Genomic DNA, 21,943 nt, shown 5'->3' with positions numbered 1-21,943 from the left:
CCGGCGAAAGCCGGGCGCCAGCGACTTTGATCGCCAGGCTTGAGCAACGACAAGAGGCACTGGATCCCCGCTTTCGCCGGGATGACGGTGAGGGACCCAAGCGTTTTGGCGAGCACCCTCCCCTCACCCCGGCCCTCTCCCCGCTGGGGAGAGGGAGAAAGCGGGTGACGATTCATGACAGCGCCTGCGCTGCGCGCGGCTCGGCGATCGCGGCAATCAAGCGCTCTGCTTCGAGCCACGGATCACCCTGCTCTCGCCCCTTGGCCATACGGTCGATGCGTGCGGCGCGGGCGAGGCATTGCAGCCAATGTTCGCGTGGTGCGCGGCGCAGCGCCTTGCGAAACAGTTGCTCGCGCGCAGGCCACAAGCGCTCGGTGCGCGCCTGCGCAGCAAAGTCGCGCGCATTGGCCAAGCGAAGCGCGAGCTGCAACTGGTTGACCAGCCAACCCATCAGCGCAATCAGTTCATCGCCTTCTGCATGCAGGCCGGCAAGAATGCGCAGGGCGCGACCGCCTTCACCAGCAAATGCCGCGTCGGTGAGCTTGAACGCGTCATAGCGCGCACTGTCGGCCACCAAATTTTCCATTTCCGCCGCATCGATCTTGCCCTGGCCATGCAGCACAACCAGCTTGTCGATCTCCTGCGCCGCGGCGAGCAGGTTGCCTTCCACGCGCTCGGCCAGCAGCGCGGCGGCGTCCGGCGTGGCGGAAAGACCACGCGAGTTGAGTCGCGCGCCGATCCACGACGCCCACTCATTCGGGCGCGGTGCGTTGAACACCACCAGAGCGCCAGCAGCGTCGAGATTCCTGGTCCACGCACCTTCGTGCTTGCTGCTCCACTCGGTGGCGGTGATCAGCAAGGTCACGTCCGGCGGCGGATTGGCACAGAATTCGTTGATGGCCTTGGCGCCTTCGGTGCCGGGGCGACCCGTAGGCAGGCGCAAATCCAACAGACGGCGCGTGGCAAACAGCGACATACCTGCCGCAGCGCGTGCCAGGTCATCCCAGTCGAAATGGTTGCCGACGTCGAGCACTTCACGTTCGGTATAGCCGAGCTTGCGCGCCTGGGCGCGCAGCGCATCGGCGGCTTCCAGCACGAGTAATTCCTCGCCTGCCAGCAGGTAGACCGACCGCAGCTGGTCCGCCGTCAGCGACTTCTGCCATTGGGCGGTATTGAGCGGCATGGCGGCTTCAGTGCGTGCTGGATGCCGGGGCCGGCTGGGCGCCTTGCGCAGCCGCGGCTTCCGCGGTCTGTGCCGGATGCTTCGCGGCAGCCTGCAGACGGAACAGGATGGCCTGCACCATATCGTCGTTAAGGCTGCCATGGATCGCTTCGACCTGAGCCGTGGTGCCGATGGTGTTGGTGGCGTCGTAGCTGAATTCGCGCGACATGTCGACGCGCTGGCGCGGCACCAGCGGCTCACCCGCAGCGCCGTGCACTTCAAACTGTACTTGGTAGCGCACCGTGTATTCGGTCACGCGGGCCTGGCCGCTGACCGTGAGCGTGTCGGTGCTGAAAGCCGCCACGGGCACGTTGAGTTCGGCGATGTCGTTGCCCGCATGATCTTCCACCACGACGCCCGAACCCACCAGCGCCCGGGACAGCCCGCGCTGCAGATTGTTGTCGCCATTCACCGTGACGTGCACGCGCTGCATCGCCGGCGGCAGCGCGACGCTCTGGCGTAGATGGAACCCGCACGCTGCCAGGATAAGGGTGGACATCAACAGCAGCGAAGCTTTGAACACACGGCTCATGGATTTCATCCTGCGACGATGTTGACGATCTTGCCCGGCACCACGATCACTTTACGCACAGTCTGGCCTTCAAGGAATTCCGCTACTCGTGGCTCGGCCATGGCAATGGTTTGAGTCACTTCCGGCGTGGCGGTTGGTGGAACCTGGATGGTACCGCGCAATTTGCCGTTGACCTGAACCGCGAGGGTGAGCGAGTCGCGCACCAGCGCGGCGCTGTCGGCCTGCGGCCAGGGCTGGTCTTCCAGCACCGACTCTATGTGACCCAACACCTGCCACAGCGTGTGGCTGACATGCGGCACCACCGGGTTGAGCAGCAGCACCATCACTTCCAGTGCCTCATGGCGCACGGCACGGCCCTGCTCGCTCTGGTCGCTGAACTTGTTCAGCGCATTGAGCAGTTCCATCAGCGCCGCGATGGCGGTGTTGAAGGAGTGACGGCGACCGAGATCGTCGCTGACCTTCTGGATGGTTTCGTGCACCTGGCGGCGCAGCGTCTTCTGGCCGACGTCCAACGCGGCCGGATCGACCACCGGATGATCCGGCTGCGACGCATGCGTGGTCACTTCGCGCCAGAAGCGGCGCAGGAAGCGCGCCATGCCTTCCACACCGGCCTCGCTCCACTCCAGCGACTGTTCCGGCGGCGCCGCGAACATGGAAAACAGGCGCACTGTGTCCGCACCGAACTTGTTCACCATCGCCTGCGGGTCGATGCCGTTGTTCTTGGACTTGGACATCTTCTCGGTGCCGCCGATCTTCACCGGCTTGCCGTCGCTCTTGAGCACGGCACCGATCACGCGCGCCTTCTCGTCACGCTGGATTTCCACGTCTGCCGGATTGATCCAGTCCTTCGAGCCGTCGGCATTGTCGCGATAGAACGTCTCGGCAATCACCATGCCCTGGCACAGCAGGTTGGTGGCCGGCTCGTCCGCATTCACCAGCCCCGCGTCACGCATGAGCTTGTGATAGAAGCGGAAGTACAGCAGATGCAGGATCGCGTGCTCGATGCCACCGATGTACTGGTCCACCGGCAGCCAGTAATTGGCGCGCCCGTCGACCTGATCCTTCGCACCCGGGCTGGTGTAGCGCGCGTAGTACCAGCTTGACTCCATGAAGGTGTCGAAGGTATCGGTCTCGCGCTCGGCCGGGCCGCCGCACTGCGGGCAAGTGGTTTTGCGCCACTCGGGGTCGGCCTTGATCGGAGACTGCACGCCAGAGAACGCGACATCTTCCGGCAGCACGACGGGCAGCTGGTCTTCTGGCACCGGTACGGCTTCGCACTTGGCGCAATAGATCACCGGGATCGGGCAGCCCCAGTAGCGTTGGCGGCTCACGCCCCAGTCGCGCAGGCGCCAGTTCACGCGGCGCAGGCCCGTGCCCTCGCGCTCGAAGCGCGCGGCCATGGCCTCGAAGGCTTGGCCGTAATCCATGCCGTCGAACTCGCCTGAATTCACCAGGTAGCCGCGCTCGGTAAAGGCGCTGTCTTCCTGGACGCTGCGCTCGAAGGCTTCGATCAACTCCACCGCCGCGGAGGATTCATAGGCATCGATACTGCCGCCACCCAGCGCTGCGCGCATCGGATCGGCGCCCACACCCTTGGATAGGTCGTGCTTGATTTCGGCCACCGCGTCGAGCACGGCGCGATCGACCACCACCATCTTGATCGGCAGGTCGTACTTCTGTGCAAATTCCCAATCGCGCTGGTCATGGCCGGGTACGGCCATCACCGCACCCGTGCCGTAACCCATCAGCACGAAGTTGGCCACGAACACCGGAATCTTCTCGCCGGTGAGCGGATGGATGGCTTCGATGCCGGTATCCATGCCGCGCTTCTCCTGCGTCTCCAGCTCGGCTTCGGATACGCCGCCGTGCTTGAGTTCTTCAAGGAAAGCGGCCAGTTTGGCATTGTCCTTGGCGGCCTTCAGCGCGAGCGGGTGCTCGCCTGCGATGGAGACGAAGGTGGCGCCCATCAGCGTGTCGGGGCGCGTGGTGAACACGGTGAGCGGCTCGCTCTCGCCTTCCACGTTGAAATGGATTTCCAGGCCTTCGGAGCGACCGATCCAGTTGCGCTGCATGGTCTTGACCGCGTCGGGCCAGCCCGGCAGCGTGTCCAGGCCGTCGAGCAGTTCCTGCGCGTAGTCGGTGATCTTCAGGAACCACTGCGGGATCTCGCGCTTTTCCACCAGCGCGCCGGAGCGCCAGCCGCGGCCGTCGACCACCTGCTCGTTGGCCAGTACGGTCTGGTCGACCGGATCCCAGTTCACCACTGCGTTCTTGCGGTACGCCATGCCCTTTTTCATCAACCGCGTGAACATCAACTGTTCCCAGCGGTAGTAGTCCGGACGGCAGGTGGCGAATTCGCGGGTCCAGTCATAGGCGAAGCCCATGCGCTGCAGCTGGGCGCGCATGTGCTCGATGTTCTGGTAGGTCCACTTGGCCGGCGCGGTCTTGTTCTTGATCGCGGCGTTCTCGGCGGGCAGGCCGAATGCATCCCAGCCCATCGGCTGCAGGACGTTCTTGCCCTGCATGCGCTGATAGCGGCTGATCACGTCGCCGATGGTGTAGTTGCGCACATGGCCCATGTGCAGCGCACCCGACGGGTACGGCAGCATGGAAAGGCAGTAGAACTTGGGGCGCGAGGCGTCTTCCTTTACCTCGTACGCGCGCTTTTCGCGCCAGTACAGCTGCGCGGCGGTTTCCACCACCTGCGGCTGGTAGCCCTGCTCGTTGCCCTGGTCCTGAGAACCCTGATCCTGAATGTCCTGCATGTGTCCGGCGCCGTGTGTTTTGCTGGCAGCCACCGGCCTTTCCGGTGGGCTGCTGGGAACGCGGCAGACTAGCAGAATTGGCGCCTTCAGGCCGCCTACGGAGCCATTTTGTAGGAGCGCACCCTGTGCGCGAAAAACCTACAGAGCGTGTGACGCCTTGACTCCACGGTCGCGCACTGGGTGCGCTCCTACAAGGGATGCCTCAGCTTTGGGGGCAATTGGGGGTTTGCCCGGTCGCCATCAGGCCGGCCACCGCCCCGATCTGCCCGGCCAGGCGACTAATGGCCTGCTGGTGACCCTGAACCAGAGCGTCGTAACCGGCGCCCACCGGCTCACTGATACGGCTGGTGCAAGCGAGGGCGTCGCCGCCCTTCAGCGTACGAACGCTCCACGCGGCATCGATATAGGCGTAGCTGCCCGGCACCGAATCGAACCGTCGCACATCAAGCTTGATCCGTATGGTCGCCTTGCCCTGGTTGGGCAGGCCGCTCACGTCCAGCGCGCGAAAGTCGCGAGTGAGATCGGCGGACAGCGCACCACGCACTTCATCGCCCAGCGGCGCGACCCAACGCTGGCCTTGCAGCACAACCACGGCCTGCCCGCCCTGGCGCACCACCAGGGGCGGCTGATCGACCTGTGCCGGAACGGATACCGGGAGCAGGTCGAACTGGAACGCCTTCGCATCCACAACGCTGGCTGCGGGCTCCTGCGAGACGGGTGCGACCAAGGTGTAGAAATGGGTCGGAGCCGAACCGCACGCACCGAGCGCCAACGCGGCTGCGACCAAGCCCAGGTTTCCCTTGCGAATCATGGCTTGCTCCCTTGTGACGGTGCATTGGCTGGCGGCGGGGTGGTCGGCGCTGTCTGGACCGGCGCGTCCTTGCCGCGCCGACCGCGCAGCAGTGCGTCCGGATGGTCGCCCAGGTAATCGGTCAGCACACGCAGCGAGCGTGCGGCGCGCTGTAGTTCCTGCAGAGTGCCACCCAGGTTCTGCTGCAGCGGCGAGTCCGGAGCAAACGCATTGTTCGCCGTGCCCAGCGTCTGCTGCGCGCCCTTGAGGGTGGTCTTCACTTCCGGCAGCACGCCGGTGTTGACCTGCTTGAGCGTGTGGTTGAGCTCAGCCAGCGACTGGTCGAGGTTCTTGCCGATGCTGTCGAACGGAACCTTCTGAATCTTGCTCACGATGTCCGCCAGCTGTTCCTGGATCTTGTCGAGGCTGCCGGGTGCGGTGGGAATTTCCAGCGGCTTGGCGGCACCGTCGAATGCCACCTTCGGAGCGGCGGGCAGGAAGTCCATCGCGATGTAGAGCTGCCCGGTCAGCAGGTTGCCGGTGCGTGCCTGCGCGCGCAGACCGCGTTCGACCAGGCGGCCCATCATCTGCGACATCTGCTCGTCGTCGCCACGCGACTTGGCCAGCGCGACCAGCTTTTCATGCGCCTTGCCCAGTCGTGCCGGATAGACCACGGCCCCGACCACGGTGGGAAAGGTCTGCGTCTTTTCGTCGAAATCGAGATTCACCGATACCACGCGACCAAACGGCACGCCGAGGAATTCGACCGGCGCATCCACCGTCAGCCCACGCAGGGGCTGATTGAAGCGCATGCGGATGTACCTGGGTTCACCGTCCGGCGGTGCCATGGCGGTGGCGCGTTCATTGAACAGCCTGAAGTCCGCATCCTCGTCGGCAGGCGTCGCGTCGTGCGGCCCCAGCGGATCCTGGAACGCCACACCACCGGCCAATACCGTGGCCAGCGATTGGGTGTTCACCTTAAGACCATCCGCGCCCAGCGATACGTCCACGCCGCTGGCATTCCAGAAACGCGATGACTTGGTCACGAACTGGTCGTTAGGTGCGTCGATGAAGATCTGCAGGCTGACGCCCTTGCCATCCTTGTCAAGCTCATAGGACGAAACGCGGCCGACCTGGATGTGGCGATAGTAGATAGGCGAGCCGATGTCGAGCGACCCAAGATCGTCGGCGTGCAAGTCGAAGGTTTTGCCGGGGGCACCGTGGGTGACCGAGGGCGGATTCTCCAAGCCGGTGAAATCGCTCTTGGGCTCCTGAGATTGCCCCACGTCCGCGCCGATGAAGGCACCGGACAGCAACGTATCGATGCCCGACACACCACCCAGCCCGATGCGCGGACGCACCACCCAGTAGCGCGTGTCCGTCGTGGCGAAGCCCTCGGCGCTCTTCTCGAGCGCGACCTTGGCCACCACGTGCGAGCGGTCCTGACTCAGACGCACCGTGGTCACGCGGCCGATCACCACGTTCTTGAACTTCACGGGCGTCTTGCCCGGCTCCAGCCCTTCGGCGCTCTGGAAACTGATGTTGATGGTGGGGCCGGCCTCGATCCAGGCGTGAATCACCAGCGACAGGCCAACCAGCGCCGCGATGATCGGCACCAGCCACACCAGCGAGGCATTGATGCGCGGCCGCTGCACTACCGGTTCGGGTAGGTCGTCGGTGATCGGCTTGTTGTCGTCAGTCATCGAATTTCCTGCCATCCCAGATCAGTCGCGGATCGAACGTCATCGAGGCCAGCATGGTAATGACTACCGTGAGGCCGAAGTACACCACGCCAGGTAGCGGTTCCACCTGGCTGAAGAATCCAAACTGCACCAGGGCGGTCAGCAGCGACACCACAAATACGTCCAGCATCGACCAGTAACCGATGAACTCAACCAGACGGAACAGCTTCGACCGCTGGCGCTGCGCCCATTGGCTGCGGCGGCGCGAGCTGATCAACAGCAGGCTCAGCGCGAGAAACTTGAGCATGGGCACCACGATACTGGCAGTGAACACGATGATCGCAAGATAAGGTGAACCCTTCACCCACAACTCGACCACACCGGTGAGGATGGTGTTGTCATCCACGTCGCCCAGGCTCACGGTGCGCGTGATCGGCAACAAGTTGGCGGGCAAGTAGAAGAGAAACGCCGCCACCAGCAGTGCCCAGGTCTTCGTGTAGCTAGCCGACTTGCGCCTGTGCAAGGCTGAGCCGCAACGCGGGCAGGCTGCATACGGCGCGCGTATGTCCCGGCACACCAGGCCGCATACATGGCATCCAATCACACCCAGGTCGCATGCGCGCGGCAGCGTGCTCATGCCGGGTGATCCTCGGTGAGATCCCACAGTCGGCGCACATCGATGCTGGAGAACGCCGTAATGATCAGCATCAGCACGGCGTACCCAAAGATGCCCGCGTTGGGGATGACGTCGAAATACATGCGCGCCTTGACGATGGCTACCAGAGCGCCGAGCACGAACACCTCACTCATCGTCCAAGGCCCGATGCGATACAGCGTCACCATGGCCAGACGAAAGCCCGGGGCGCGTTTCCCCTCGCGGGCAAACACCAGCACCCACCCCAGCAGCAGCATCTTGCCGATGGGAAAAAAGAAAAGCGTGCAGGCCGCAATCACCGCCACCACCTGCGAATGCTCGCGCCACATGATGACGATGCAGCCCCACAAGGTGGCGCTGATCATCTGGCCATTGAGTCCCAGCGTGACGATGGGCCAGATATTGGCCTGTACGAAAGCGATCATGGCCGTGAGCACCAGGGCCAGCATGCCGCGCACGCCCAGGCTGTGATGGCGCGCCAGAATCGCATCGCAGCGGGCGCAGCGAGCCACCTCGCCGTACATCAGTACACGCCGGTGGTACACCGTGTCGCAGTGCTCGCAGATCCACAGTGTGGGCGGAGCGATGCCGGGTTTGATGCCTTGGGTTGGCATGGTCATGGGGGGATTTTCGCAAATATCGGCGTCAAACGCCGATATGTCCTTGGACACCCGTTCCGCAGGCATTCCGGACATGAGCGTTAGAGCCGCAGCCCTTGATATGCTGGGCGTTGCCCTGATCTGTGGGGCATTCGTCCATGGGAGTTCCCAGTGAGTGCCACGACCGCCGATACGCATGTCTTCGACGTGCGCGAGGAAAACTTCGAAGCTGAGGTGCTGCAGGCCTCGTTGATCACCCCGATTCTTGTGGATTTCTGGGCAACCTGGTGCGGCCCCTGCAAGACACTGGGCCCGATGCTGGAAAAGCTCGCCGTCGAGTTCAACGGTGCGTTCCGCCTGGCCAAGGTCGATGTGGACAAATCTCAGCAGTTGGCCGGGATGTTCGGCATTCGCAGCATTCCTACCGTGATGCTGGTGAAGGACGGCCAGATTGTGGACGGTTTCGCCGGCGCCCTGCCTGAGGGTCAGCTGCGCGAGTTCCTCACACGTCATATCCAGCCACAGGATGGTGCCGCCAACGACGAAAGCGAAGCCGCTGCTCCCGAGTCGCCGGAAGAAGCCATCGACCGCATCCAGCAAGCCATCGCCGCGGAACCGGACAAGACCGACCTGAAGCTCGACCTCGCGCTTGCCCAGATGCGTGCCGGCCAGGCCGACGCCGCTGAGGCCGAACTCGCTTCCCTGCCCGCCAACCTCGCCACCGATGCGCGCGCGGTGCGCCTGCGCAGCCAGCTCGATCTCGCCCGTGCACTCAAGGGCGCACCCTCGCTGCCGGAGCTTCAGCAGCGCGTGCAGGCTGATGCCAGCGACTGGGCTGCGCGCGATCTGCTCGGGGTTCGTCTACTGCTGGAAGACGACGCCATGGCCGGCCTGGAACAGTTCCTCACCATTCTGGAAAAGGCACGCGACTGGAATGACGGCCAGGCGAAGAAGCGCCTGCTTGCCGCATTCACCACGCTGGACGACGCCGAACTGGTGGGTCGCTACCGCCGCCGCATGGCCTCGCTGCTGTTCTGATCAGAAGAAAAAAGGCGCTGCATCACCGCAAACAGGTGATGCAGCGCCTTTTTTTGTTGCGCTTATGCGCGGGAGTTACGGCGAACCGACAGCAGGGCCGGCACTCTGACCGATATTGCGATCGAGGAACTGCGTGATGCGCTGAAACATCTCCGCGTTGTTCTTCTCGTCGTAGAAGCCGTGCCCTTCGCCCGGCTTGTAGAGCCACTCGTAACCGATGCCACGCTTTTCAAGCGCGGTCCGCAGGCGTTCGGCATGAACCGGCGGCACGCGTTCGTCCTGTCCGCCGGCGATCAACATGATGCTGGCCTTCAGGTGGTCCACCTGGTTCACCGGTGAGCGCGACGACAGATCTTGCCCGTCCTCGCCCAACGTGCCACGCCAGAAGTTCTTGGCGGACGTTCTCTGCGAGTTGTCACCCCGCGAAAACACCAGGCCAAGGTCGTACACGCCTGAGTGTCCGATGGCGCAGCGGTAGAGATCAGGCTCCTTCACTGCCCCCTCGATCGCCGCATAGCCGCCGTAGCTGATACCGAAGATGCACACATGCCCAGGCACGGTAATGCCTTGCTGCAGAGCCCATTGGGTCGCATCCGTCACGTCGTCCTGCATCTTGGCGCCCCACTCGTGGTAGCCGGCAGATACGAAGTCGCTGCCGTAACCACCCGAGCCACGGAAGTTCACCTGCAGCACTGCGTAACCGTGGGTGGCCAGTGCCTGCACAACCTGGTCGTATCCCCAATAGTCGCGGACGTCGTAAGGGCCGCCGTGAACATACACCACCATCGGAAGATGCTTGGCCTCTTCCTTGCCTGGAGGCATGCTGAGATAGCCGTGGATGGTGAGCCCGTCGCGCGACTTGAATTCGATCGGCTGCATGGCAGCCATCTTGTTGGGGTTGATCCAGTTTGCGCGCTGTAGCAGCGCCATCGCCTTGCCGGTGGCGTTGTCCCACAGGTAGTACGTGCCAGGGTCCATCGACGAATAAGCCAACACGATCGACTTGCTGCCATCCGACGAACTGGATTCGATGCGAATGCTTTCACCCGGCATCGCGCGTGAGAGCGTGCTGATCACCTTCATGGCGTCAGAACCGGCAACGATCGACTCGGCGGTCGGTGCGCCTGGGTCGGAGTACACGCCGATCACGTCCAGTCCATCGAGGCTGTGCACGAGCCTATGTGATTCGACGACCGCACTGCTCCATACCGGCTCGCCCATTTTATGGGTGGCGACGTCCCACTCGCAAAGGGCGGCCACCTTGCCTGGCGCCGAGCACTCGAAATAGACCTTGCTGTCGTCGCGATTGAAGGTCCTTGGCCACGCCTGCACGGATGCGCTGGAAGTTCCCTGGTACAGCTGCGTCCAGGGCTTGTCATTCCCCTCGCGGTAATACACCACGGGGTAGGCGTGGCTGTCGTCGCCTATGGCAAAGCGTACGCCGCCATGGTGGTCGACGATAAATCCGGCGTTGCGAAAAGGCGCCTTGCCCAGCGGACGTTTGGACCCATCGTTGACGTCGAGCAGGTAAAGATCCTTGAAGGCACCCTCGCCGAGCGTGTCCCACGGCGACACGGCGATAACGATATGCCTGGGATCGTCACGCAACGTGGCGACCACCTCTGCATACGCGCGCTCCGCGTCCTGTCGTTGGATGTGGCTGGCCACTGGGCTGTTGCCCGCGCGGTAGCCAAAGAGAATCTTGGGATTGCTGCCGTCTGCATCGACTGCGGAAATCTCGCCGGTTGCCATCGGCTCATCCCAGCCGGAGACCTTCGTGCCCTCGGTATAGACCACGCGATTGTCGTTCGCCCACCAGAATCTGAGGATCTGGTTGCCCTCGCGCGGCGTGATCATGCCGCCCTTCTTGGTGTCGAGGTCAAGCAACGCCAGCAGCGGCTTGTCCTTCACCACCGTGGTCGCTGCGATGTGGCGGCCGTCGGGTGAAATCTTCACCTCGGAGTACTGCAGATGGCGCGCGAGGTCGTCGAACGACACGTCCGCGGCGAACAACGGATACGACAAGACGCTGAGCGCGCAGAACGCTGCGCACCGGATTCCCTTTTTCATCTTTCCCCCTGTGGCGCGGCGCCCCTCGCGCCATCGCTGGGCGCGAGTATAGGCACGGATTCCAGCGCCCGCGAGGCGAACCATGGCATTTCCGCGCTTTCATGCGGCGCGACCGGAGGATCTGCGCAGGAACCATACGCTTACGTATGTTTTAGCTATACTGCACGACCCGCCATCGACCCCGCCATGCCCATGCGCGCATCCACCTTCCGACGACTGATGAACCTGTGGCCGCCGTTCCTGTTCAACAGCATCCGCGTGCAGCAGGTGACAGAGGACTGGTCGGAGGTGCGTGTGGTGCTGCGGCTGCGCCCCTGGAACCGCAACTACGTGCGCACCCAGTTCGGCGGCAACCTGTTTGCGATGACCGATCCGTTCTGGATGCTGCTGGCCATGCATCAGCTGGGTAACGACTATTTTGTCTGGGACAAGGCCGGTGCCATCGATTTCGTGTCGCCCGGACGCGAAGACGTCTACGCCCACTTCGTGCTGACAACCACCGTGGTCGACGAGCTGCGAACCGCGGCTGCGGGCGGCGAGAAAGTGCTGCGCTGGTTCGAAGTGGATGTGAAGACGAAAGGCGGCGATGTCGTGGCCCGAGTGCGCAAGCAACTGTATGTACGGCTGAAGCCCAAGGCACGCTGAGCGCTTCGCCATCGGGGCCGCCCCTGCGGGACGCCTCTGCACGTTGGGCCATGTCAGGCGCGGCAGCTACCCTACAATGCCGCCCTCCCTTCCCTGGTTCACTGACATGCCGCGCCTGCGACTCAAACGCTACCTGCTCACCGGTTTGCTCACCGTCATCCCGCTGTGGGTGACGTGGGTCGTGTTCAAATTCGTGCTGGGCATGCTGGCCGGCATCGGGGCGCCACTAGTGTCAGCCATGCTCGCCTCGCTCTCGCCCACGTCACCGAAGGCAGAGGCCGCACTGAACAGCGCTGTGATCCTGTTTGTGCTGGCCCTTCTGTTGACTCTGGTGGCGCTCTACGGGATCGGCTGGCTGGCCAACCGCATGATTGGCAAGCGTCTGATCGACGGGTTCGATGCGCTGCTCGCACGCATTCCGCTGGTGCAGACCATCTATGGCGGCACCAAGAAGCTGATGGCTGTGTTGCAGCAGAAGCCTTCGGGTGTGCAGCGCGTGGTGCTGGTCGATTTCCCGCGTCGCGGCATGAAGGTGGTGGGTTTCGTCACGCGCGTAATGACAGAGGAAGGCACGGGCCGCGAGATGGCGGCGGTGTACATCCCGACCACGCCCAATCCGACTGGCGGTTACCTCGAAGTGGTGCCGCTTGATGAGCTCACGCCCACCGACTGGACCATGGATCAGGCCATGGCTTTCATCATTTCCGGTGGTGCCGTGGCACCTGATACCTTGCCGGCCTCGCCCGCTGCCCTGCGCGACGCCCACCAGGACACTGCATGAAGCTGCACCACCTGTTCGTTTCGAGTCTGCTGGGACTTGCCATGACGAACACGCACGCCGCCGACTGGACCACACCCGCTGAAGCCTCGCAGTTCCGCACCACGCCCAACTATGGCGACACGGTGTCTTACCTGCAGCGACTCGCGAGTGCGGCGCCAGGCAAGATCAAGGTCGAAACCTATGGCACCTCGCCCGAAGGCCGCCCGATGACGGTGGTGATTGCCAGCGGTGATGGCACGTTCGACCCCGCTGCGGCGCACGCCAAGGGCAAGCCGGTGGTGCTGGTGCAGGCAGGCATCCATCCAGGTGAGATCGAAGGCAAGGACGCGGGCCTGATGCTGCTGCGCGACTTCGCCATCACCGGCAAGCTGCCTCACCTGCTCGACAAGGTGGTGCTGGTCTATATCCCCGTGTTCAGCGTGGACGGCCACGAGAACTCCTCGCCCTACCACCGCATCAACCAGAACGGGCCGGAGAGCATGGGCTTCCGCGGCCAGTCGCAGTACCTCAATCTCAACCGCGATTACGTCAAGGCCGATGCGCCAGAGATGCGCGACTGGCTGAAGCTGTGGCAGCGCTGGCAACCCGACCTGTTCATGGACATCCATACCACCGACGGCTCGGACTACCAGTACGACCTCACCTGGTACATGGAAGATGCGCACAAGCTCGACGCGGCAGTGAGCGCATGGCAGCAGGATCTGTTCGTCAACAAGGTGATGCCCGCGTTCGATCGGCGCGGCCACATGCAGTCGATCTACGTGGAACTTAAAGACGGGCGCGACCCGCGCAAGGGTATCGAGAACTTTGGTTCCGGCCCGCGCTTCTCCACCGGCTATGTGGCGCTGCAGAATCGCCCGGCGTTGCTGGTCGAGACGCACATGCTGAAATCGTATGAGAACCGCGTCGTTGCCACTCGTGATCTGGTCGAACTGACGCTTGAACAAGTGGCGCAGCATGCCGACTCGCTGCTCGCCACCAATCGCAAGGCCGACGCCGATGTGATCGCACGCGCCACTGACGCGCATGCCAGCGTTCCCGTCACCTTCAAGCAGGACCCAGCGTCCAAGCCACACGAATTCAAGAGCTACAAGTTCAGCATCACGCACAGCGATATTTCCAACAGCGACTGGATCCAGTACGACCCAAGCCACAAGCAGAGCTACACCATTCCCAACTGGAACGGTCTGCTACCAGATCTCTCGATCACGCCGCCGGCTGCCTACGCGATTCCCATGCAGTGGACCGAAGTGATCGCCAAGCTCGACGCCCACGGCATTGCGTACCAGCGCCTCGCGAAGCCGATGAAGATGAAAGTCGGCACCTATCAACTGGACCAGCCGCAATGGGCCAGCAAGCCGTTCGAAGGCCACCTGATGCTGCGCGACTTCCAGCTCAGCGAATCCACGCGCGACGTGGAACTGCCGGCCGGCTCGGTGATCGTGCCGATGAACCAGCGCGGCGCCAACGTCGCCATCAACCTGCTGGAACCGCAGGCGCCGGATTCGCTGCTGCGCTGGGGTTTCCTCAACGCGATCTTCGAACCCAAGGAATATGGCGAGTCACGCGTGCTGGAGAAGCTGGCGCGCGAGATGTTGGCGAAGGACCCGGCGCTTAAGGCCGAGTTCGACAAGAAGCTTGAGGAGGATGCCGCCTTCAAGGCCAGCCCCGAGGCACGGCTGATGTTCTTCTTCGAGCATTCGCCGTGGTACAGCGCGCAACATGTCGGCGCGTATCCAGTGGTGAAGCTGGATGCGGCGGCATTGAAGGGAATCCTGCAATAACGTCGCGCCATCTTTGGCCCGTCATTTCTGCGAGGTGCTTTTCGCGCTGCCGAAGGGCTGGTCATCCAGCGTCTTTACATGGATGTGGCGGAAGTCGCTGGATCCCTGCGTTCGCAGGGATGACGGATGGCGACCTCAGGCCACCACTTCAAACGGCCGCATCATCTCGTTGGAAGCGTGCTCCAGCAGGTGGCAATGCCATACGTAGCGGCCGGTGTAGCCATCGAACTTGATGATGTAGCGCGTCACCATGCCGGGGTATACCTGCGCAGTGTCTTTCCACCCGGCCTCGTGTGCCGGCGGCGGCTGCGCAGGCCCCATGTAGCGCAGGGTTTTCGATTCCAGATAGGCGTCCATATCGAACGGACGACGATCGAGGATCTGGAAACGCACCAGATGCAGATGGATTGGATGTGTGTCCTCGGTGAGGTTCACCAGGCTCCAGATTTCCGTGCTGCCCAGCCGCGGTTTCTCGCTCACCGGATCGTGCCAGTGCTTGCCGTCGAGCAGCATCAGCATGGGCTCGGACACGCAGTCGGAGTACTCGTCGATGGTAAGCACGCGCGTCTGGGTAGACGTACTTTCCGCCATACGTGGCACATCGCGCAGCACCGCGGGTAAGCGGCTGTCGTCACGCTCGTTGCCGGTGGCGATGTCGAAACGCATCAGCGGCAGGCTGTCGTTCATCAGTTCGATCTGGCTGCCCGCCATGTCTGCGAAGTCGATCACCAGATCGGCGCGCTCACCCGGCGCCAGGAACAGGCTGGTCTGCCTGACCGGCGCTGCAAGCAGGCCCTGATCGCTGCCGATTTGCAGGAAAGGTCGCTGCCCGCACAGGCTCAGCCGGAAGAAGCGGCCATTGGCGGCGTTGAGCACACGGAACCGATAGCGACGCGCACGCACCTCCAGTCTCGGCAGGATGGCGCCGTTCACCAGCATGACGTTGCCGAACACCTCCGGCACCCACGGCGCGTCGCTGACGCCCGAGACCGGATAGTAGAGCTGGCCATCCTCGGTCAGCAGACGATCGCTCAACACCAGCGGCCATTCGAACTCGCCTGAGGGCAACTTCAGCGACAGTTCGTGCTCGTCGCGCAGCAGGTACATGCCGAACATACCGGCATAGAGATTCAATCGCTCGATGCCCATGGTGTGGTCGTGGTACCACAGCGTCGCGGCATCCTGCCCGTTGGGGTAGTTCTGGCTACGCGACTGGCCGGGCACGAACCAGTCGGTGGGAAAGCCGTCCTCGGACGCGGGCACGCGTGCGCCATGCACGTGTACGACACTGCGCACCTCGGGAACATCGGCCTCGGCACCGCAGATATGGTGATCCACCGGCAGGAAATGCTTCGTCGGCAGTTGGTTGATCCAGTCCACGTGAACGGCGTGGCCGCTGCGCGCCTCAATGGTCGGACCGGGCAACGAGCCACCGTACGTCCACAAGCGCGTAGGTGATAGGTCGCGATGCAAACGCTGCATGGTCTCGCGCATCGCGATGCGCAGCACCTCGCCATGCGATGGACGCAACACCGGCGGCAGCGGCAACGTATCGACGAATGGCGTGAGATGCGCCGGATCGAGCAGGCGTGGCACTGAGGTCTGGTCGGCAATGGTGTGCTGGCACAGTCCGCTGCTTTTCTTCGGCATGGCCATGTGCATCGGCGCGCCCCACGCGCGCAGCATGCCGGCGCCGGTGATCCAGCCGATACCCTGAAGAAAACGACGACGCGAGGTATGCAAGTTTGGGCGTCTCCCTGCGTGGACGACGAAGCGCCCCGGCACAATGTCCGGGGCGCTGATGACGCGTTGCCTGCTCAGCCGTGCGGCGTATGCGGCAGGCTGGCCCACGGCTTTGGCTGCTTCACCGGCTGGCCGGTCTGCTCGTCCAGCAGCAGCTCGCGATGCCCGGGGAACGGCTGGAAGAAATCGAACATGGGTACCAGCGAACCCGCCACGGCATCGAACGAACCACCGCCAAGACGCTTGCCGTGCAACCAGTTGTCCTCGATGAAGCGTGACACCGACGACTGGTCCGTCAGCGTGTGATCGACATGGTTGCTGCGCGCCCACGGCGAAACCACCAGCAGCGGCAGGCGCGGACCGTAGCCGCAACGACCCTGCACCGGTTTCCCGTTGCTGTTGGTGCCCGCCAGGGTGCCGTGCGCCTGGCACACGCCTGCGCCATCGAGCGCATCGGCCGGCGTGGCCGAGGCATTCACGCGCGGCGCCGCCTGATGGTCGTACCAGCCATCGGAATCGTCGTAAGCAATGACCACAGCGGTATCGCGCCATTCCGGCTGCTGCTGCAGAAAGTTGATCACGTGCACGATGAACTGCTGTTCGTCCAGCGGATCCGAATAGCCGGCGTGCCCGTCCTGGTAGCCCGGCGCCTTGAGGAAGCTCACGGCCGGGAAGTTGTGCGCGCTCACGGCGGCGTAAAAGTCACTCATATCGTACTGGTGATTTCCCGCATCACCCTGGTGGCCGATCTTCGCCACCGAGGTCGGACGCGCGTGCGTCAAGTTAGCGGTGGAGGTGTAGTACTGAAACGGCTGGTGGTGCGGAATGTAGTCGGCCTTGGTGGTCTGGGTCACCGTGGACCGCGTCGAGCGCTTGCAACCGGTAGTGCCGTTTGCGTTTGCCTGGGTGAGGTCGAAGCCGCCTTCGAAGAAACCCCAGGTGACGCCCGCATCATTCAGCAGGTCGCCGACGTTGCGGCCGCTCATCTGCACCTGGTTGCCACTGGGCGACGAGCAGACGTCGCCGACCGGGTCGGCGTCGCCGATCAGGGTAAGGCCGCCCTGTCCGTCGTCCATCTCTTCGCCGGTGCCGTTGAGCGTCTGCGTCATGCCGTTGGTCTGGCCGGAGATGAGGTTGAGCGCGCCAGGCGTGGAAGGGCCGAAGGTGGTGTTGTAGCTGTTGTCGTTCAGGGCGAACCACTGCGCGTAATTCCACAGCGCGGTGACCGTGTTGCCGTCGTAGTAGCCCATCACCTGGCCAATGCCGTTTTCATCGGCCGGCGCGCCCGGCAGTGTCTCGCCTGTGCCGGTGAACTTCGGGAACAGGTCCATGGCACCGCCATGGAATGCCGACTGTTCCGGACCGTAGTCGTGATCCTGGTCGGCCGTGGCCGACTGCGCGCGGGACAGCCGGAATGGATTGATCGCACCGCTGCCGTTGGCGCTGTTCTCCTGGTTCGGGTTGTGATTCAGCAGGCTCGCCGTGAGGCCGTTGATCTTGGGCGTGAACGGACGTGCATAGAACGTCGGCTCGCCCGGCGCGTTCGCAGCGTTGGGATAGGTGCCAAAGTAATGATCGAAGGAGACGTTCTCCTGGAAGATCACTACGAGATGCTTGATTGGTGTAGCCGTCCGGACGTCCTTGCCACGCCAGCCGCCAAAATCCGGCACGGTCTCGGCATGAACGGGGAGTTGCGCTAGCGAAACTGCGGAAAGGCTAAGAATGCACGCGGCAAGACAAACTGCGAGGTGATTTCGCATGGAAGACTCCCTACGGTCGCGGGTGATACGCTTCCCCTCAAGCGCTGGAAGCCCGGACGATAGGCGGCCAAGGTGACAGCCGAATAACAGTAAATTGCCGCATTTTCCTGCGATTTCCGGAATTCATCGCTTTGGCGAGCAGACGCGCCAAGGCATGAGCCATTAGCGCGTTGCGCAAGCCGGTCAACACTCTCGCAAGGCTCTCGACACTGCCCTATTCGCTGCCCGATTCATGCGCCTCAACCGTATGCGCGCCGTGAACCCCAACACCAAACAACACACTGCGCGTCAACGCAGCGGGCAACGGCAAGCAAAGCAACCCGTCCAGCGCAATGTTGATCACTAATACAGCAGCGATAGCGATTCAGCGCCCTGCGTCTCCGAGCCCATCCGTCCGCCGGCTCGAAGCCCTTGTGGCACAGCACTTTCGCCCAGGCCTAACCGGCGCTGGTTGCAGGGCGCCCCCTGACCTTTGACACTGTCTTGACCATGACTTGCGGCCTAGCCTCAAAAGTCATGAATGCGGTACCGAGGGGCTCAGGCCCGATGCGATCGCATCCATCATTGACCGCCCACGCGGGCGCCGAACCACCAGAGGGAATCCTATGACCAAGCCGTACATGAAGCCCATTGCGCTCGCCGTGAGCCTGGCCTTGTCGCTCAGCGCCTGTGGCAAGCACGAGGAAGCCGAAAAGGCCGCCCCTGCCCCCGCCAGCACCGCGCCTGCCGCAGCCAGCACGACTGCCGCCGCTTCGACCGCGCCCAAGAGCGTGTTCGACATCAGCGAGCTGGACAACAACATCCAGGCTTGCCAGGACTTCAACGGCTTCGTCAACAGCAAGTGGATTGCCGCCAACCCGATCCCGAACGACCGCACCCGCTGGGGCGCGTTCGACAAGCTGGCCGACGACAGCCTCAACACGCAGCATGAGATCGTCGACGCCGCCGCCAAGGACTCCGCCAGCGCCAAGGCCGGTTCGATCGAGCAGAAGATCGGCTACCTGTACGCTTCGGGCATGGACGAATCCGCCATCGAGAAAGCCAGCTTCGATCCGATCAAATCCAAGCTCGACGCGATCGCCGCACTGAAGAGCGGCAAGGACGTTGCCAGCTACATCACCAACAGCTTCACCCAGGGTGACATGCAGGTGTTCCAGTTCGGCTCCGGCGCCGACTTCAAGAACGCCAAGATGCAGATCGGTTATACGCAGGAAGCGGGCCTGGGCCTGCCGACGAAGGACTACTACCTCGATCCGAAGTACAAGGACATTCGCGACGCCTACGTCGCCTATATCACCAAGGCGCTTACGCTGACCGGCGTGGCCGATGCCGACGCGAAGAAGCAGGCCGACCAGGTGCTGGCCTTCGAAACCGAACTGGCCAAGGCCTCGCTGTCGCCGGTGGAACTGCGCGATCCGGCCAACGAATACCACTTCGTGAGCGTCAAGGAAGCCGACAAGATCACTCCGCATTTCAGCTGGGAAGATTTCTTCAAGGCGCAGGGCGTGACTGTCGACAAGGGCTTCTCGCTGTCGCAGCCGAAGTTCATGGCGGAGTTCGACAAGCTGCTGGCCAGCGGGCCGGTTGACCAGTGGCAGGCCTACCTGCGCTTCCACACCATCGACGACGCATCGCCGCTGCTGAGCAAGACCTTCCAGGACAACAAGTTCGAGTTCTATGGCAAGACACTTGCCGGCCAGCCGGAGCAGAAGCCGCGCTGGAAGCGCGTGCTCGGCGGCGTGAACGAGTCGATGGGCGAGGCGCTGGGTCAGCTGTACGTGGCGAAGGTGTTCACGCCCGAAGCCAAGAGCCGTGCCAAGGAACTGGTCGACAACGTGCGCAACGCCCTGAAGGCTCGCATCCAGAATCTCGACTGGATGAGCGACGAGACCAAGGCCAAGGCGATTGCCAAGTGGGACATGTTCCTGCCCAAGATCGGCTATCCGGACAAGTGGCGTGACTGGTCGGGCCTGGACATCAAGCAGGGCGACTACTACGGCAACGTGATGGCCGCGGCGAAGTTCAACTACAACTACGACCTGTCCAAGATCAACAAGCCGACCGACCGCCTCGAGTGGGGCATGACCCCGCAGACGGTCAATGCGTATTACAACCCGACCGACAACACCATCAACTTCCCGGCCGCGATCCTGCAGCCGCCGTTCTTCTATGCCAACGGCGACGACGCGATCAACTACGGCGGTATTGGTGCTGTCATCGGCCATGAAGCCAGCCACGGCTTCGACGACCAGGGCAGCCAGTTCGACGGCGAAGGCAACAACTTGAACTGGTGGACCAAGGCCGATCGCCAGAAGTTCGATGCTCGCACCGACAAGCTGGTGCAGCAGTTCAACGACTACACGCCGGTTCCCGGCAAGCCGGACATTCACGTCAACGGCAAGCTGACGCTGGGCGAGAACATCGGTGACCTCGGCGGCCTCAACTCTGCTTACGACGCGCTGCAGATGGCGCTGAAGCAGAATACGCAGGAAGCCGGCGAGAAGATCGATGGCTACACCCAGGACCAGCGCTTCTTCCTCAACTGGGCCCGCGTGTGGCGTGGCAACATCCGCGACAAGCAGCTGATCCTGCAGATCAACACCAACGAGCACGCACCGGCTTCGCTGCGTGCCATCGGTGCGCCGTCCAACATGGACACGTTCGCCAGTGCGTTCCAATGCAAGCCGGGCGACACCATGGTCCGCTCGGGCGACAAGCAGGTGAAGATCTGGTAATGCTCCACTGCTGATGCTCCGACATCAGCGGTTACAAGAAAGGCGCCGTGCTTCATGCGCGGCGCCTTTTCTTTTGCTCGCTTTCTTACGACACCTCATGACACCTGTAGGAGCGCACCCTGTGCGCGACAAACCTACATGGCAGGAGATGCAGACACTCCGCGGTCGCGCGCAGGGTGCGCTCCTACAGAAAAGCGACTCACGAACCTCGCGCACGCCTTACTTCATATGCCTTCAAATGCGCATACGCCGTGCGCAACATCGGCAACTCGTCCGTTTCGGCGCGACTTCGTGCCAGCAAATCACCCACCACGTGATCCGCCTCGATGAGCCCGCCCTGCTCCAGGTCGCGCATCATCGATGCACTCAACGCGGAACCGGTCTCGGTAAGGATGGAGCACGCGCGCTGCAGCACCGGATCGCTCGGCGCATGTCCGTTGCGCTCGGCCACCAGGCGGCAGTCGTCGAGCAACTGTAGCGTGGCCTGCAAGCCGCCTGGCGCGGCAACGATATCGCCCACCGGCGCGCGCATCAGGCAGGTGATCCCCGCCAATGAGGCAAGAAATACCCACTTGTCCCACATGTCCTGCAGGATGGTGATGCTGAGGCGCGGCTCAAAGCGCACGCCAGACATGACTTGCTCGATCCGCTCAACGCGTTCCGAACGTGTGCCATCGCGCTCGCCAAAAGTGAGGCTGTGCGACTGGTTGAGATGCCGCACACGGCCTTCCGCATCCAGCGTGGCGGCAATCACGCACTGGCCACCCAGCACACGATCCGCGCCAAAGCGTTCATCGAGCAGATCCATGTGCCGCATGCCGTTGAGCAGCGGCAGCACGGCGGTATTTGGCCCCACGGCCGGCGCCATGTCCTCGATCACCTGCGGCAGGTGATAAGCCTTGCAGCTAAGCAGAATGAGATCGAACGGCTCGCGCAATCCGCCTGCCTGCACCGTCGATGGTGCAGGCAGCGCGACATCGCCAAGACTGCTGCGGATCACCAAGCCCTGTTCAGCCAACTGCGCTGCGCGCCGCTCACGCACCAGGAAGGTGACCTCCTGGCCGCTCTCTAGCAGACGACCACCGAAATAACCGCCGGTCGCTCCCGCACCCACTACCAGAATCCGCATGACGTCCTCCAGA

The 21,943-nt window shown here is 63.1% G+C and carries 16 protein-coding genes; 5 read left to right on the top strand and 11 right to left on the bottom strand.

Annotation, left to right across the window (positions count from 1 at the left end; genetic code table 11):
• Positions 1-172: 172 nt before the first annotated feature.
• The 7 genes from holA to AC3CBN_RS10320 form a co-directional block, all read right to left on the bottom strand.
• Positions 173-1,183, bottom strand: a complete 1,011-nt coding sequence (holA, locus tag AC3CBN_RS10350) for a DNA polymerase III subunit delta (protein ID WP_488632947.1) — start codon at positions 1,181-1,183, stop codon at positions 173-175.
• Between the two features lie 7 nt (positions 1,184-1,190).
• Positions 1,191-1,754, bottom strand: coding sequence for an LPS-assembly lipoprotein LptE (locus AC3CBN_RS10345; protein WP_488632946.1), 564 nt, complete (start codon positions 1,752-1,754; stop codon positions 1,191-1,193).
• Positions 1,755-1,759: 5 nt separating this feature from the next.
• A complete protein-coding gene (gene leuS, locus AC3CBN_RS10340) occupies positions 1,760-4,519 on the bottom strand; it encodes a leucine--tRNA ligase (protein ID WP_488636710.1) in 2,760 nt (919 codons plus the stop codon).
• Between the two features lie 202 nt (positions 4,520-4,721).
• Positions 4,722-5,330, bottom strand: coding sequence for a PqiC family protein (locus AC3CBN_RS10335; RefSeq protein ID WP_488632945.1), 609 nt, complete (start codon positions 5,328-5,330; stop codon positions 4,722-4,724).
• Positions 5,327-7,012: a PqiB family protein gene (locus AC3CBN_RS10330; protein WP_488632944.1), complete on the bottom strand. Its 1,686-nt coding sequence runs from the start codon at positions 7,010-7,012 to the stop codon at positions 5,327-5,329. The genes AC3CBN_RS10335 and AC3CBN_RS10330 overlap by 4 nt, the downstream gene beginning before the upstream one ends.
• Positions 7,005-7,628: a paraquat-inducible protein A gene (locus tag AC3CBN_RS10325; protein ID WP_488632943.1), complete on the bottom strand. Its 624-nt coding sequence runs from the start codon at positions 7,626-7,628 to the stop codon at positions 7,005-7,007. The genes AC3CBN_RS10330 and AC3CBN_RS10325 overlap by 8 nt, the downstream gene beginning before the upstream one ends.
• Positions 7,625-8,266, bottom strand: a complete 642-nt coding sequence (locus AC3CBN_RS10320) for a paraquat-inducible protein A (protein ID WP_488632942.1) — start codon at positions 8,264-8,266, stop codon at positions 7,625-7,627. Before AC3CBN_RS10320 ends, AC3CBN_RS10325 begins: the two co-directional genes overlap by 4 nt.
• A gap of 150 nt (positions 8,267-8,416) precedes the next feature.
• Here AC3CBN_RS10320 and trxA point away from each other — a divergent pair, with 150 nt between their 5' ends.
• On the top strand, positions 8,417-9,283 hold the full coding sequence (trxA, locus tag AC3CBN_RS10315; protein WP_488632941.1) for a thioredoxin: 867 nt from the start codon (positions 8,417-8,419) through the stop codon (positions 9,281-9,283).
• 75 nt (positions 9,284-9,358) lie between these two features.
• On the opposite strand, the gene AC3CBN_RS10310 is transcribed toward trxA, so the two are convergent.
• Entirely contained in the window at positions 9,359-11,353 is a 1,995-nt protein-coding gene (locus AC3CBN_RS10310; RefSeq protein ID WP_488632940.1) for a S9 family peptidase, read from the bottom strand.
• A gap of 192 nt (positions 11,354-11,545) precedes the next feature.
• On the opposite strand from AC3CBN_RS10310, the gene AC3CBN_RS10305 reads away from it, so the two are divergent.
• From AC3CBN_RS10305 to AC3CBN_RS10295, 3 genes are all read left to right on the top strand, one after another.
• Entirely contained in the window at positions 11,546-11,998 is a 453-nt protein-coding gene (locus tag AC3CBN_RS10305; protein ID WP_488636709.1) for a DUF4442 domain-containing protein, read from the top strand.
• 106 nt (positions 11,999-12,104) lie between these two features.
• Positions 12,105-12,779 carry a DUF502 domain-containing protein gene (locus AC3CBN_RS10300; protein WP_488632939.1) on the top strand — a complete coding sequence of 225 codons (675 nt, stop codon included), beginning with the start codon at positions 12,105-12,107 and terminating at the stop codon, positions 12,777-12,779.
• Positions 12,776-14,563, top strand: a complete 1,788-nt coding sequence (locus AC3CBN_RS10295) for a M14 family metallopeptidase (RefSeq protein ID WP_488632938.1) — start codon at positions 12,776-12,778, stop codon at positions 14,561-14,563. Before AC3CBN_RS10300 ends, AC3CBN_RS10295 begins: the two co-directional genes overlap by 4 nt.
• A gap of 135 nt (positions 14,564-14,698) precedes the next feature.
• On the opposite strand, the gene AC3CBN_RS10290 is transcribed toward AC3CBN_RS10295, so the two are convergent.
• Positions 14,699-16,306: a multicopper oxidase family protein gene (locus tag AC3CBN_RS10290; RefSeq protein ID WP_488632937.1), complete on the bottom strand. Its 1,608-nt coding sequence runs from the start codon at positions 16,304-16,306 to the stop codon at positions 14,699-14,701.
• Positions 16,307-16,380: 74 nt separating this feature from the next.
• The gene (locus AC3CBN_RS10285) at positions 16,381-18,066 is read right to left on the bottom strand and encodes a phospholipase C (protein ID WP_488632936.1); all 1,686 of its coding nucleotides are present in this window, start codon (positions 18,064-18,066) and stop codon (positions 16,381-16,383) included.
• Positions 18,067-18,671: 605 nt separating this feature from the next.
• Here AC3CBN_RS10285 and AC3CBN_RS10280 point away from each other — a divergent pair.
• The gene (locus AC3CBN_RS10280) at positions 18,672-20,801 is read left to right on the top strand and encodes a M13 family metallopeptidase (protein ID WP_488632935.1); all 2,130 of its coding nucleotides are present in this window, start codon (positions 18,672-18,674) and stop codon (positions 20,799-20,801) included.
• Between the two features lie 199 nt (positions 20,802-21,000).
• Here the strand turns inward: AC3CBN_RS10280 and panE are convergent, their stop codons facing one another.
• Complete coding sequence (gene panE / locus AC3CBN_RS10275) at positions 21,001-21,930, bottom strand: 2-dehydropantoate 2-reductase (RefSeq protein WP_488632934.1); 930 nt, start codon at positions 21,928-21,930, stop codon at positions 21,001-21,003.
• Between the last annotated feature and the right edge of the window lie 13 nt (positions 21,931-21,943).

The organism is Dyella sp. OK584 (assembly GCF_057787755.1).
Note: the sequence above shows the minus strand (reverse complement) of the source record. Positions and strands in the feature narration are given on the sequence as shown.

Coding starts and splice junctions, on each gene's coding strand:
- holA (WP_488632947.1), bottom strand. CDS start 1,183: ATGCCGCTCAATACCGCCCAATGGCAGAAGTCGCTGACGGCGGACCAG.
- AC3CBN_RS10345 (WP_488632946.1), bottom strand. CDS start 1,754: ATGAGCCGTGTGTTCAAAGCTTCGCTGCTGTTGATGTCCACCCTTATC.
- leuS (WP_488636710.1), bottom strand. CDS start 4,519: ATGCAGGACATTCAGGATCAGGGTTCTCAGGACCAGGGCAACGAGCAG.
- AC3CBN_RS10335 (WP_488632945.1), bottom strand. CDS start 5,330: ATGATTCGCAAGGGAAACCTGGGCTTGGTCGCAGCCGCGTTGGCGCTC.
- AC3CBN_RS10330 (WP_488632944.1), bottom strand. CDS start 7,012: ATGACTGACGACAACAAGCCGATCACCGACGACCTACCCGAACCGGTA.
- AC3CBN_RS10325 (WP_488632943.1), bottom strand. CDS start 7,628: ATGAGCACGCTGCCGCGCGCATGCGACCTGGGTGTGATTGGATGCCAT.
- AC3CBN_RS10320 (WP_488632942.1), bottom strand. CDS start 8,266: ATGACCATGCCAACCCAAGGCATCAAACCCGGCATCGCTCCGCCCACA.
- AC3CBN_RS10310 (WP_488632940.1), bottom strand. CDS start 11,353: ATGAAAAAGGGAATCCGGTGCGCAGCGTTCTGCGCGCTCAGCGTCTTG.
- AC3CBN_RS10305 (WP_488636709.1), top strand. CDS start 11,546: ATGCGCGCATCCACCTTCCGACGACTGATGAACCTGTGGCCGCCGTTC.
- AC3CBN_RS10300 (WP_488632939.1), top strand. CDS start 12,105: ATGCCGCGCCTGCGACTCAAACGCTACCTGCTCACCGGTTTGCTCACC.
- AC3CBN_RS10295 (WP_488632938.1), top strand. CDS start 12,776: ATGAAGCTGCACCACCTGTTCGTTTCGAGTCTGCTGGGACTTGCCATG.
- AC3CBN_RS10285 (WP_488632936.1), bottom strand. CDS start 18,066: ATGCGAAATCACCTCGCAGTTTGTCTTGCCGCGTGCATTCTTAGCCTT.
- AC3CBN_RS10280 (WP_488632935.1), top strand. CDS start 18,672: ATGACCAAGCCGTACATGAAGCCCATTGCGCTCGCCGTGAGCCTGGCC.
- panE (WP_488632934.1), bottom strand. CDS start 21,930: ATGCGGATTCTGGTAGTGGGTGCGGGAGCGACCGGCGGTTATTTCGGT.